Source organism: Herbaspirillum sp. WKF16 (genome assembly GCF_028993615.1).
In the GTDB taxonomy this organism is placed as follows: domain Bacteria; phylum Pseudomonadota; class Gammaproteobacteria; order Burkholderiales; family Burkholderiaceae_D; genus Herbaspirillum.
In genome coordinates, this window is record NZ_CP118632.1 from 2,479,097 (window position 1) to 2,491,331 (window position 12,235).

At 61.2% G+C, this 12,235-nt stretch carries 14 protein-coding genes; 8 read left to right on the forward strand and 6 right to left on the reverse strand.

The genetic code is table 11. The features are described from left to right. Positions 1–215: 215 nt before the first annotated feature. From frmR to Herbaro_RS11325, 5 genes are all read left to right on the forward strand, one after another. A complete protein-coding gene (frmR, locus tag Herbaro_RS11305) occupies positions 216–488 on the forward strand; it encodes a formaldehyde-responsive transcriptional repressor FrmR (RefSeq protein ID WP_275013921.1) in 273 nt (90 codons plus the stop codon). A 65-nt stretch (positions 489–553) separates the two neighbouring features. After that, positions 554–1,663 (forward strand): S-(hydroxymethyl)glutathione dehydrogenase/class III alcohol dehydrogenase, encoded by a 1,110-nt coding sequence (locus tag Herbaro_RS11310; protein WP_275013922.1) that lies wholly within the window; start codon positions 554–556, stop codon positions 1,661–1,663. Between the two features lie 219 nt (positions 1,664–1,882). Further along, positions 1,883–3,250, forward strand: a complete 1,368-nt coding sequence (yjjJ, locus tag Herbaro_RS11315; protein ID WP_275013923.1) for a type II toxin-antitoxin system HipA family toxin YjjJ — start codon at positions 1,883–1,885, stop codon at positions 3,248–3,250. 175 nt (positions 3,251–3,425) lie between these two features. Then, positions 3,426–4,469 (forward strand): ABC transporter substrate-binding protein, encoded by a 1,044-nt coding sequence (locus tag Herbaro_RS11320; protein ID WP_275013924.1) that lies wholly within the window; start codon positions 3,426–3,428, stop codon positions 4,467–4,469. A 199-nt stretch (positions 4,470–4,668) separates the two neighbouring features. Next, entirely contained in the window at positions 4,669–4,836 is a 168-nt protein-coding gene (locus tag Herbaro_RS11325) for a hypothetical protein (protein ID WP_275013925.1), read from the forward strand. A gap of 159 nt (positions 4,837–4,995) precedes the next feature. Here Herbaro_RS11325 and Herbaro_RS11330 read toward each other — a convergent pair whose 3' ends face one another. The 3 genes from Herbaro_RS11330 to Herbaro_RS11340 all read right to left on the reverse strand — a co-directional run bounded on the left by Herbaro_RS11330 (position 4,996) and on the right by Herbaro_RS11340 (position 6,911). Then, complete coding sequence (locus Herbaro_RS11330; protein WP_275013926.1) at positions 4,996–5,721, reverse strand: hypothetical protein; 726 nt, start codon at positions 5,719–5,721, stop codon at positions 4,996–4,998. 49 nt (positions 5,722–5,770) lie between these two features. Continuing rightward, positions 5,771–6,067: a hypothetical protein gene (locus tag Herbaro_RS11335; RefSeq protein ID WP_275013927.1), complete on the reverse strand. Its 297-nt coding sequence runs from the start codon at positions 6,065–6,067 to the stop codon at positions 5,771–5,773. A gap of 460 nt (positions 6,068–6,527) precedes the next feature. Further along, on the reverse strand, positions 6,528–6,911 hold the full coding sequence (locus tag Herbaro_RS11340; RefSeq protein ID WP_275013928.1) for a hypothetical protein: 384 nt from the start codon (positions 6,909–6,911) through the stop codon (positions 6,528–6,530). A gap of 225 nt (positions 6,912–7,136) precedes the next feature. On the opposite strand from Herbaro_RS11340, the gene Herbaro_RS11345 reads away from it, so the two are divergent. Then, on the forward strand, positions 7,137–7,658 hold the full coding sequence (locus tag Herbaro_RS11345; protein ID WP_275013929.1) for a LysE family transporter: 522 nt from the start codon (positions 7,137–7,139) through the stop codon (positions 7,656–7,658). 27 nt (positions 7,659–7,685) lie between these two features. Here the strand turns inward: Herbaro_RS11345 and Herbaro_RS11350 are convergent, their stop codons facing one another. Further along, positions 7,686–8,348, reverse strand: coding sequence for a flavin reductase family protein (locus Herbaro_RS11350; RefSeq protein WP_275013930.1), 663 nt, complete (start codon positions 8,346–8,348; stop codon positions 7,686–7,688). A gap of 313 nt (positions 8,349–8,661) precedes the next feature. Here Herbaro_RS11350 and Herbaro_RS11355 point away from each other — a divergent pair, with 313 nt between their 5' ends. Continuing rightward, entirely contained in the window at positions 8,662–9,156 is a 495-nt protein-coding gene (locus Herbaro_RS11355; RefSeq protein WP_275013931.1) for a hypothetical protein, read from the forward strand. Between the two features lie 44 nt (positions 9,157–9,200). After that, positions 9,201–9,956, forward strand: a complete 756-nt coding sequence (locus tag Herbaro_RS11360) for a S1 family peptidase (protein ID WP_275013932.1) — start codon at positions 9,201–9,203, stop codon at positions 9,954–9,956. A gap of 91 nt (positions 9,957–10,047) precedes the next feature. Here the strand turns inward: Herbaro_RS11360 and Herbaro_RS11365 are convergent, their stop codons facing one another. After that, on the reverse strand, positions 10,048–10,686 hold the full coding sequence (locus tag Herbaro_RS11365) for a response regulator transcription factor (protein ID WP_275013933.1): 639 nt from the start codon (positions 10,684–10,686) through the stop codon (positions 10,048–10,050). Beyond that, positions 10,679–12,049, reverse strand: a complete 1,371-nt coding sequence (locus tag Herbaro_RS11370) for a cache domain-containing protein (protein ID WP_275013934.1) — start codon at positions 12,047–12,049, stop codon at positions 10,679–10,681. Before Herbaro_RS11370 ends, Herbaro_RS11365 begins: the two co-directional genes overlap by 8 nt. Between the last annotated feature and the right edge of the window lie 186 nt (positions 12,050–12,235).

Below are 12,235 nucleotides of genomic sequence, written 5' to 3' on the forward strand. Positions count from 1 at the left end.
GGGTAATGCTGTCAAATAAATGCGTTACCTCCATTTATTTGCGTTGCAAAATAGCGTCAGACTATGATTTTTAAACAATGAATTGTGATGTTCTATTGGTTTTCAGAAGCGAGCCAGGGCTTTACCCAGATACTCCACCCTAGTATATTATCGGTTTCAGAAATTCGCGCCCGGCACCAGCCCGGCGCCTGGCCTCGAACGCAAGGAGCCCGGCTATGCCGCATTCACCGGAAGAAAAGAAGCGTGTGCTGGCGCGGGTGCGCCGGGTGCGCGGCCAGTGCGATGCGCTGGAGCGCGCGCTGGAGGCCGGCGCCGACTGCGGCCCGGTGCTGCAGCAGATCGCGGCCATCCGCGGGGCGATCAACGGGCTGATGTCGGAGGTGCTGGAGTCGCACATCCGCGAAGACTTCAGCCAGCCCGCCAACGCCGACGAACACGACGCGCGCGTCCAGGACCTGCTGGGCCTGGTGCGCTCGTACCTGAAATAAGACCAACTGCACCGCGCCGCCCCGCCATGGCGGCGGCGCTTCCCCCTTCACCTCAAGGAGTCCCCATGAAATCTCGCGCAGCCGTAGCCTTCGCCGCCGGCCAACCCCTCCAGATCGTCGAGATCGACGTCGCCCCGCCCAAGAAGGGCGAAGTGCTGGTCAAGATCACCCATACGGGCGTGTGCCATACCGATGCCTTCACCCTCTCGGGCGACGATCCGGAAGGCCTGTTCCCGGTGGTGCTGGGCCATGAAGGCGCCGGCGTGGTGGTGGAAGTGGGCGAAGGCGTGACCAGCGTGGCGCCGGGCGACCACGTGATCCCGCTCTACACCGCCGAGTGCGGCGAATGCCTGTTCTGCAAATCCGGCAAGACCAACCTGTGCACCTCGGTGCGCGCCACCCAGGGCAAAGGCGTGATGCCGGACGGCACCACCCGCTTTTCTTACAACGGCCAGCCGATCTACCACTACATGGGCTGTTCCACCTTCAGCGAGTACACCGTGGTGGCGGAGGTCTCGCTGGCCAAGATCAATCCCGAGGCCAACCATGAGCACGTCTGCCTGCTGGGCTGCGGCGTGACCACCGGCATCGGCGCCGTGCACAACACGGCCAAGGTGCAGGAAGGCGACTCGGTCGCCGTGTTCGGCTTGGGCGGCATCGGCCTGGCAGTGATCCAGGGCGCGCGCCAGGCCAAGGCCGGCCGCATCATCGCGGTGGACACCAACCCCTCCAAGTTCGACCTGGCGCGCGAGTTCGGCGCCACCGACTGCATCAACCCCAAGGATCATGAGAAGCCGATCCAGCAAGTCATCGTCGAGATGACCGGCTGGGGCGTGGATCACTCCTTCGAGTGCATCGGCAACGTCAACGTGATGCGCGCGGCGCTGGAATCGGCCCACCGCGGCTGGGGCCAGTCGGTGATCATCGGCGTGGCCGGCGCCGGCCAGGAGATATCGACCCGCCCGTTCCAGCTGGTCACCGGCCGCCGCTGGCTGGGCACCGCCTTCGGCGGGGTGAAGGGTCGCTCGCAGCTGCCGGGCATGGTGGAAGACGCGATGAAGGGCGACATCAAGCTCAAGCCCTTCGTCACCCACACCCGCGACCTGGATGCGATCAACGAGGCCTTCGACCTGATGCACGAGGGCAAGTCGATCCGGACCGTGATCCACTACTAAGCACCGGGCAGGTTCCGCAGCTTTGCACGGGCGCTGCCGCGCCGGCCGGGATGGCCGCGCGGCAGCGTTTTTGCATTCAGCATCCTGGCGCAGGGAATACGGGAAAGGCTGGTTCGCCCCGGCAAGCCGGCGACCCGGAGCCTTCCCGGAGCGCCGTATCCGGATGTGATAGGATGAAATTATTCATTCAATTATCTATTCATTTTTAATCCATCAATCATGGCAACCGCCGCCGCCGAACTTGGAGAACGCGCCCGAACCTGCCTGAGACGGGGGGTAACCACCGCGCGCGAACTCATGGTGGAGCTGGAGGTGAGCCAGCCGACCCTGTCGCGCGCGCTGCGCACGCTCGGCGCCGACCTGCTGGCCATCGGCGCCGCAAGATCTATTCAATATGCCCTGCGCGATGCCCGTCGCCAGGAGTTGCAGGCGACGGTATACCGGGTCTCGGCCGCAGGCCGGCTGGAACCGCTGGGTTCGCTCGTCCCGGTGCATCCGGAGGGCTTCGTGTTGGCGCGCACGGATGGCGCGCGCCTGCATAGCGACGGCCTGCCCTGGTGGCTGTTCGACATGCGGCCGCAAGGCTACCTCGGCCGCGCCTACAACCTGCAATACGGCGCAGGCCTGGGCCTGCCCGCGCGGCTGGACGACTGGAGCGACAGCCATGTGCTGCGCGCGCTGCTGCTGCAGGGTGAGGACTTGCCCGGCAATCTGCTGCTGGGCGACGCCGCCAGGGACCGCTTCGTCAACGCCCCGTCCCCGCGGGCCATTGCCCGCGACGGCCGGGCCCAGTCGTATGCGGCGCTGGCGGCCGCGGCGGCCCGCGGTGAGCATCACGGCTCCTCGGCCGGCGGCGAGCAACCCAAGTTCACGGCCTATGCGCAAGGCGAAGCCGGAGCGCGCCACGTCATCGTCAAGTTCACGGCATTCAACGACAGTTCCGTCAGCCAGCGCTGGCGCGATCTGCTGATGGCCGAGCACCTGGCCCTGGAGGTGCTGCATGCGCACGGAGTGGCCGCGGCCCGTTCCTCCGTGCTGGACCACGGCGCCCAGCGGTTCCTGGAGGTGTCGCGCTTCGACCGCGAAGGCGCGCTGGGGCGCCGCGCCCTGTTCTCGCTGCACGCGCTGGATGCCGAGTTCGCCGGCAATGCCGGCAACTGGCCCCAGGTGGTGCGCGCGCTGGCCCGCGAAGGCGTGGTCGAACGCCAGGCGGTGGCGCAGATGGAGCTGTTGTGGGCCTTCGGCACGCTGATCGCCAACACCGACATGCACGGCGGCAACCTGTCGTTCATCGCGGAACACGGCCTGCCGTGCCAGGTCGCCCCGGCCTATGACATGACCTGCATGGCTTTCGCGCCCACCTCCGGAGGCGACCTGCCGCTGCGCGAGCTGCCCCTGACCATCGGCAACGAGGTATCGGCCGCCGCCTGGCGGCAAGCCTTGCCGATGGCGCAGGATTTCATCGACAGGATGCGGCGCTGCGCCGCGCTGAGCGCCGGTTTTGCCGCTTGCCTGGAGATCCTGTCGGCGCGCGTGGCAACGGCCGGCGAACGCATCGCGCGCCTGGCCGACGGAATTGGCGCGTGAAAAAACGCCCGCATGCGTGGGCGTTTGTCGGGGAGCGGCAGCGGCTTTCCGCCACAAGGCACCGCCGGTCGCGTCGTTACGTCCAAACCGACTAAGCAAGTGTGAAATCATTCTTTGGTATTCCCTCCCCGGCCACCTACGATAGCCCCTCATTTCAATACGGGAGGGTTCATCCATGCAGGCGAAAGTCCGGTTCCATCATCAGAAAAAGAAATCCCGAGGCTGGACCGCCAGGCTCGCCGGCCTGGCCGCGGCTGCCGCACTGCTGGTCAGCGGCGTGGCCCATGCCGAGGGGCAGCTGCGCATCGCCTACCAATACGACGTGGGCGACATCCTGCTGCACGTGGTGCGCGACCAGAAGCTGATCGAGAAATACGCCGCCCAGGAAGGCGTGCAGGCCAACGTGGAATGGAAGCAGCTCTCGGGCGGCGCGGCGATCAACGACGCCATCCTCTCCAACACGCTGGACGTGGCCTCGACCGGCCTGCCCCCGCTGCTCACCGTGTGGGACCGCACCTACGGCAAGCAGAACATCAAGGCCATCGCCGCGCTGGGCTCGCTGCCGACCTACCTGCTCACCCGCAACCCGGCGGTGAAGACGCTGGCCGACTTCGGCCCGGGCGACCGCATCGCCCTGCCCGCCACCACCATCTCGCTGCACGCCCGCCTGTTGCAGATCGCGGCGGCGGCCAAGTACGGCCGCGACAAGTTCACCCACTTCGACGAGCTGACCGTGAGCCTGCCGCACAGCGAGGCTGCGGCCGCCCTGCTCTCCGGCAAGACCGAAGTGAACTCGCACTTCGCCAGCCCGCCGTTCCAGTTCCAGGAGCTGAAGGATCCTGCTATCCGCAAGATCACCACGTCCTACGAGATCCTGGGCGGTCCGGCCACGCTCAACATCCTGTGGGCGCCGGAGCGCTGGCAGAAGGAAAACCCCAAGACCTTCACCGCCCTGCGCCGCGCGCTGGCCGAGGCGCTGAGCTACGTGCAGGGCCACAAGGCCGAAGCCGCGGCGGCCTACGTGAGGCTGGAGAACTCCAAGCTGCCGGTGGCCTTCGTGCAGGAGATCATCTCGCTGCCGGACGTGCAATACACGCTGCAGCCGCAGAACACCTTCAAGCTGGCCTCCTTCCTGGCCGACGTGGGCGCGATCAAGCACCGCCCCGCTTCGTGGAAGGATTACTTCTTTGAAGAGGCGCATGCCGGCGGCGGCAGCTGATTGCGGCGACCGTGATGCCGGCATGCAGGATCGAAAACAGCCCGGATCACCGGGCTGTTTTTCATCGCGCCGCGCGACGCCGGCCGGCGATGACATCTTGCCAACAGCGCCTCCCGGCCTGGCCTTGGCCGGAACGAATCACCACCCCGCAGGCTGATCCGTGGTACAAAGCGATACCCCTTTCGAATCAGGAGTAGTTATGCACCAGCGACATGACGAAAACACGGCAGACCTGAAGGACTTGATGACCACCGCCCCCCTCAGCGCCAAGGCGCACGCGGCATATCTCCGGGAGAAAGTGGATACCCGGCGCCTGATGGAGGATGCGCGGGAAGAAGCCAGGCAGCGCAGCGAGGAGACGCTCTGAACGTTACGGCGCCGGCATCGATATCGGCAGCACCAGGTTCTCCGGCCGCGAGCGGATTTGCCGCCGCCGACAAAAATGAGGATTGCCACAAGGACATGCAAAAAGCCCGCCGATGCGGGCTTTTTCATTCAGGGCGTCGTCGGCGCGGAATCTTCAACTTCAGAAGAACAGCAGCGGCGAATAGACCGACTGCCGCTCTTGCCGTATGAAAATGGAGGGGATCGCCACAGCCTGCTGGTTGATTTCTAGCGGCGGGAGCGTCAGGATGCTTTCCCTTAGCTCCTCGTGAGGCTCGCTGATGGTGAGCGGCACATTCACGGACAGCCAGCGCTCCTTCCCGAAAGTGATTCCGGTGGTGTCCATACGACGGGCGCCGCGAATGCGAATGGTCGGCTCCGCCAATAACCGGATCCGCACTGTTCGTCGTTTTCCGTCTCCGTCGGACTCGAAAGTTGCCGTCTCGACGGGGCCATCCACCAGTCCGGCGTCGGGGAACGAACAGGTGCGCTGGGGAACCAAGTCGCAAACATTGAAGAATCTCCACTTTCCGAGATCCACGTTGTAGCGGCGCTCACCCTGAAGATCCGAGATCGAGGCTTGGTCCGAGGTCCAACGCAATGATGATCCCTGATCCAGGTATATCGTCAGTTGCAATCTGGGCGCCTGGGTTACCCCACCCTCGGCGGCAAACTGCATATGAACACCGGGCGCGGGCTCCACGCTCATATAGCGGTTTTCCGCACGGTAGTTGCCAAGGCCCGTACGCTCCTGCGCCGATATGCTGGGCTGATAGAGCGCAAGCTGCTCATAACGGCCGCAGCCGCAAAGCAAGGCCGTGAGCGAAAGGGCCAATGCTGCATTTATTATTTTCTTGCTGACGATCATTTATCCATGCCTGGTTGGCTGAAGATGGCGCATGCCAGTGCAATGCCCGTTAGCCCGGATGATATCCCTGCGACATCCATTTCTTCGAGAGCCATCCATTGCCGCGTCTGCCGCAGTAGATCGCCTTCCCCAGCGTCAACAGAAAAGCCAGGGCCCACGTGAGCTGCGAATCAAATGTGCAAAGCAGCTTGATGCCCATATCCAATGCAAACAGCCGGCCGGCTTGCGGGATCAGCCCTTCCGAGAAAGCCCACAAGGTGCTCAATAACAGCGCCCCCCAGTTGAAACCATGGCGAAGCTTGCGTTCAGGGAGTGTGGGATGAATCAATAACAAACTTGTCTTCATGAAAATAAGTAATTTATTTTTCTGGCCGCTGTCCCTGCCTGGCTAACTGCGACTGCGTGTACGGGACATAGTTATACGAGATAGCTTGCTGGATTGAAATGTTTGGATTGGCAACTTTCCCCGGTTTCTTTGCATGCGCAAGATGCAAGATCGTTTCATGGGCCAACAGCGACCTGCTGAACATGCATGCCGCGCTCTGATACATTGAGGGCTTCATTTACGTTCATCCCCCGCCTCATGTCCGACTTCCTCCAACTGTCCCTGATCGCCGGCGTGCTCCTGCTCAGCGTGGCCAGCCCCGGCCCGAATTTCGCCCTGGTGACATCGACTGCGTATTTCGGACGCTCGTGGACACCCAGCTCGGTTTGAGCTGGATGCCCAATTCGGAAACAACTGGATAGCGTGACGGCCAGTTGGACAGAACAAAGCGTCGGAGGTCTGCTCTTGGCCAATGTCAGCTCTAATCTAAAGGTTTTCCGAACCAGGCAATCCGCTTTCTATGCGTGTCGAGCACATCGAACGTACTTGCGTATCCCCATTGAGTAAGCTGTTCTTGGAGGTGCTTGGCAAACAATGACACATAGTCATTGTCGCCTGCCACTCCGCCGTTCAGCAGATACTCGTTCCCTCTATAAAGAGAGCATGTGAATTCGCAGTCGACGTTGCCCATGCGAAAACTTTCGGCACCATCAAACTGTGATTTCTTGTGAGAAATCTCCATACCATCACGGAAAGAACTCAGGCGATTGCCCAACTCCGCAAGTGGTCCATCCATTACGACTAGACCATAGACATTGTTGCAATTTGGCAAATCCGTTGGTCTCTCACAATTGGAAAAATTCATGAATCCTCCAGTGTCCGCTTGGGGCCGAGGCTCTGTTTTTACACAGCCTCGACCGGTAGCAGACATCTTACCGTGTAAAACCTGGCCTCAAAAACTGCCTCGATCCGATAGGTCATTTTCGTTGTGTAGCCTTTTGGTTTTTGGGCTGTCCAAGTCGTCCGAACTACAAGCGTCCACGTCGCCGAACTGGGTGTCCAAGACCACTGAAATACGCAATCGACCGCAATGAGCGTCTCCAGGCGCGCCGGCCTCCTCACCGGGCTGGGGTTCTCGCTGGCGTCGGCGACATGGGCGCTGCTGGCCATCGGCGGCGTCAACGTGCTGATCAGCCATGCGCCGGCCGTGCACACCGTGGTGAGAGTGGCCGGCGGCGCCTATCTGCTGTGGCTTGGCCTGAAGATGATCGCGACGGCGCGCCGGCCGATTGGAAACGGGGCTGCGGCCGTTCATCCGAGCGGCGCATCGGCTTTCGGGAAGGCCTTTGTCGTCAGCATGACCAATCCCAAATCCATCAGCTTCTACGGCAGCATTTTCTCCGTGATGGTGCCGCTCGACGCGCCGCTCTGGTTCGACGCCGCCATCGTCCTGCTGGCGCTGTTCATTTCGGCCCTCTGGTATTGCGGCCTGGCGCTGCTGTTTTCACACCGGCTGGCGGGTTCGGTCTATGGCAGGCTGAAGGCGTTCGTGGAAACTGCCATGGGCGTCTTTCTGATCGCAATGGGCGGGCGGGTGCTGCTGGGACGCTGATTCCCCTCTCCGGCTGGCCCCAGCTTTTCAAGAGATTTCGGCGAGAACCCGATACGCCTCTTCCGGTATGTCGGCCAGCCTGGACGGATGCACTTGGCCGCTCAGCCCATAGAACTTCTGGAAACTCATGATCAGCGGCGACCACTTGTCCGGATCGATGCGATTGGCGTGACCGGCCATGAGCAGGTCGGGATGGACGTGGACGCGCTGGATGCGCACTTCGATCAGGCTGATGGCGCCGCGCAGCGCCTCATTGTCGTCGGCGATGCCGTGCGCCGCCGCCAGGACCGCTTCGAGCTGGATCGGGCATTCGAGCGCGCGCGCCGCCCCGACCGTCTCGGAGCTCACCCTTGTCATTCCGGCGCGGCCGAACTTGTCGGGCTCATGGACGTAGCCCATCGCCTTCCTGAATTCAGAAACGGGATACGTACCGGTAGTGCGCGCGATGCGGTCGACCGCGCTCACCTCGTTGACGGACGGGAGATTGAGCACGCATTCGCCGGTGCGCAGCAAGTTGCGCGCAGTCTGCGACGCGGAGGCGATGCCCAGCACGCCTCTCCAGCCAAGCCAGAACACCGACGATATCGGCGCGAGGTTATGCGTGCCATCTTCGTTGACGGTGCCGACCAGGGCGACGGGGGTTCCGAGATACAGGATGCTGGGTTCTGCGACGACGTGGGGGATATTCATGGGTTCCTTGCTCCGTGAGTGAATGAGCGCAGTATGCGATCCGCTCACGCCCGGGGCACTCCGCTTCTTGCTCGTCAATTCGCACGGAAGCCCGCTACGTCTGAAAAATAAATCAAGAAGTGAGACACGCGGTCAAGCCGGTTGGCAAAGTTCAACTATTATTTTTAAGGGGCCAAAAGGATCCGAGGAATAGTCTGTTGAGTTAGTCAAAGAAATCTGGCAGCGGTGGGTGGATTGATTTGAAACGTTGGGGATGCGCATATTGCACTAATAGCTTTATGAGCAATCGTGAAAATTACGTGAGGGGATCACAATGTACGCTGGGACATACATCATTATTGTGCGACACGATGCAGACGCATCAGTTATAGGGCGCTGGTACTGCCTTGGTGCAGAAATCGCAGCTGACAAGAAGTCTGGAACGTGCAAGATAACTGAGTTTGATCCGACGAATGATCAGGGCGACAACACCTGGCTGGTTGCCCCTGTGCCAGGAGGTGACAATTTCTCCGGACTGTTCTTACAGCATCAGAAAACTAATTTGGTGGCCCACTTTGGCGATGACGCGGGAATTAAATTAACAGTATTCCAAGCAGCGCATGTGGAGTATCTGATGGGATTGAATCACGTGGGCAATGGATGGGTTACGATTAATAACCATTCCAATGACAGAGTCATGTATGCCGAGGATCCTGCGGCGGGGAATTTACTTCTCGGACAGCCGGTAAAGCCGTCAAAGTGGCAGTCGAAAGAACATCAGGAGTGGCGTTTTATTAACACGGCGTTGTTTACCGGAACGCCATTATGAGCAATCGGCATCCAGGTCGTTTGAAGAGTTTGAGTACGATCTGCATGAGCAGAACGGCCGCAGCATTTTTACCTATGGCTCTCATCTGCTCGCCCCATTCAGCTGCACAAGACAGTCCGGCAATGAAACCTAATTTGGGAATCATTGGCGGTAAGCCGGTAATGAAGGGGGAGTATTCCTTTGTTGTCGCGCTTCGCGATACGAGAGATAAAAGGGTATTTTGTACCGGACAGATCGTCGGTGATTATTGGGTGCTAACCGCAAAGCACTGTCTTGACGGAACAATAAGACCGAAAGATGCGCCCTTCGTAGTTAGAACCGGCCGCAATATGACGGAGGGGAAGGATTTTTCCAGCAATCAGGTTTTTTTCAACACAGACAAGCTAGATGTGGCCCTCATCAAATTGAATGAGAAAATCACTTCGAATTCGGTAGTTAGCATTCCGCTGCGCCAGGGATATCCGCCAGCTCCAGGAACGCGATTTACGGCCGTCGGCTGGGGGCTTGTGCGGTCAACCGATATCCGCGGCGCGAATGACCTTCAGAAACTAGACGATTTGACACTGGATCGCTGTGAGCAGCAGGCCCATATTTGCGGAATATTTCCAGAAAACGGAGCAAAAAGAACAGCTAAGGGGGATAGTGGCGGGCCGGCCGTGTATGAACAGTATGAACAATATGGAAGCCTGGTATCTCTTGGTGTTCTAGTTGGCGTTCTCCCCTCCACCCCAAACAAAGTTGACTATGTCCGTGCAGACGGATTCAATCAATGGCTAAAAGAAACCATGCGCAAAAAATAACATTTGGTCGCCGGCGCCTCACCGGACTTTGCTCCCCACAGAGTCTCGCCTGATCAAGCCCTCCCCCAGATCATCGTTCACGCCCCTGTTATCACCCGCCGCCCATCATCAGGTTTTCCAGGGCGAATTTGATCAATTCGGTCCGGCCCTCGATATTCAGCTTGCGCTTGATGTTCAGGCAATGGGTCTCGACGGTGCGCACGCTCAGGTCCAGCGTATCGGCGATGCTCTTGTTCGATGCGCCTCTGGCGATCTGCTCCAGCACCTGGCGTTCGCGCGCGGTCAGCGATTCTTCCTTGATCCGCGGCTGCGCGATGATGGGCATCAGCGCGGCGCTGTAGTAGATGCCGCCGTTGAGCACCGCCTCGATGGCGCGCACGATGTCGCTGCCCGGCGCGTCCTTCAGCACGTAGCCCCGGGCGCCGGCGCGGATCGATTGCAGGACGTATTCGGCCTTGTTGTGCATGCTGAGGATCAGAACCGCAATGCCGGGGAAGTCGGCCTGGAATTTTCCGGTGAGTTCGATGCCGCTTACGCCGTTGAGGTTGATGTCCATCAGCACCAGGTCGATCGGCTGGCGCACGGCGTGCTGCAGGGCCTCGGCCGCATTGCCGGCCTCGGCGGCGACGCGCACCCCGGACATGCTCTCCAGGCGCGCGCGCAAGCCATCCCTGATCATCGGATGGTCGTCGACGATCATGATGTTTTTGGTTGCCGTTCCCTCAAGCATGCGATATCTCCTTTGCCGACAGCGAAACCCGCGCGGTTACCGTCGTTCCGTCCGGGCCGGATGACAGGGAAAAGCTGCCGCCGACGGCGCCCAGCCGCTCGGCCATGTTGCGCAAGCCTATCCCTTGCTTGGGATGCTTGGCGATCTGTCCGGTGTCGAAGCCGGCGCCATTGTCGCGGATCACCAGCACCAGCCAGCCATGCTCCTGGGCCAGCTCAAGCGATACCGCGGTGGCTTGCGCGTGGCGCCAGGTGTTGTTCAAGGCCTCCTGTGCCACCCTGAACATGACGGTGTTGATCATGGCGGACGATGGATTTTCCGGTGTCCTGCAGCTGAAATCGACCTGCATTTTGCCATGCGCGCCCCATTCGTCGCACAGGAACTGCAGCGCGCTGCCCAGGCCCAGGTCGTCGAGGATGGCCGGCCGCAGGTCATGCGAGATATGCCGGATCTCGCCCAGCAGGCGGTTCATCTGCTGCACGGTATGCTCGAACGCCTGGCGCGCGGCCTCGGCCTGCTGCGGCGCTTCCAGGCGGATGATGGCGGCCTCGGTCTGCAGTTTGATGGACACCAGGTGCTGGCTGATGCCGTCGTGCAGGTCGCGCGCCACGCGCGCCCGCTCTTCCTCCTGCGATAGCACGACGCGCTGGGCCAGTTCCCGCAGCTTGACGTCGGCCACGCGCTGTTCGCTGAGATTGAACAGCAGGCCGAGACTGGCGACGGCCGCCACGGCGAGCAGCGCGATGATGCCGATCATGCGCATGGTGTCGCGATTGTGTCCGGAAACCTGCTCGTCGATCTTGGCCAGTGCGGCGTCCACGTCGTCGAGATAGATGCCGGTGCCCATGATCCAGCCCCACTTGGGCAGTGCGATCACATAGGCCAGCTTCGGCGCAACCGTGCTGCTGGATGGCTTGCTCCACAGGTAGCGCTCGTACCCGCCGCCGTTGCGGGCGCGGTCGATGAGGATCCGGATGGTCTTGGTGCCGTCCACGTTCTCCCAATCCCACATGTTTTTCCCGAGCAGCTCGGGCTGGCGCGGATGCACCAGCGTATTGGCATCGAAATCGTAGGCGAAGAAATAGCCGTCGTCGCCGTAATCGAGCTGCGCCAGGATCTTCAGGGCTTCGCGCTTGGCGTTCTCGGTGTCGGCGCGTGCGTAGAGGTGCGCGATGGAATGCTCGGCCAGGTCGACGTAGTGGCGCAGCTCCGCATCCTTGCTGCTCTTGTAGGCCTGCTCGATGGACTGGCGCTGCTGTTCGCCGAGCTGGATGGTCTGGTGCCAGACGACGACGGCGATCACGGCGAACGAGATCAGCAGCGGCGTGGCGGCATAGAAAATGATCTTGTGTCTTAGTTTCATTGCAGCAATATCTCCTCGGGCGGACAAGTCGCTGCGCCCTCTCCCGACGCGCGTCCCCACGCATTGTCCCGTTAGTTTGCCCGCGATTTTATGCCGGATCGCGCACGGCCATCTACGTGTTCCTACGTAGGCGCGCTAAGTGATCCCCCGCTTGTCCGGCAGCGTGGAGTTGCGAATACTACGGCA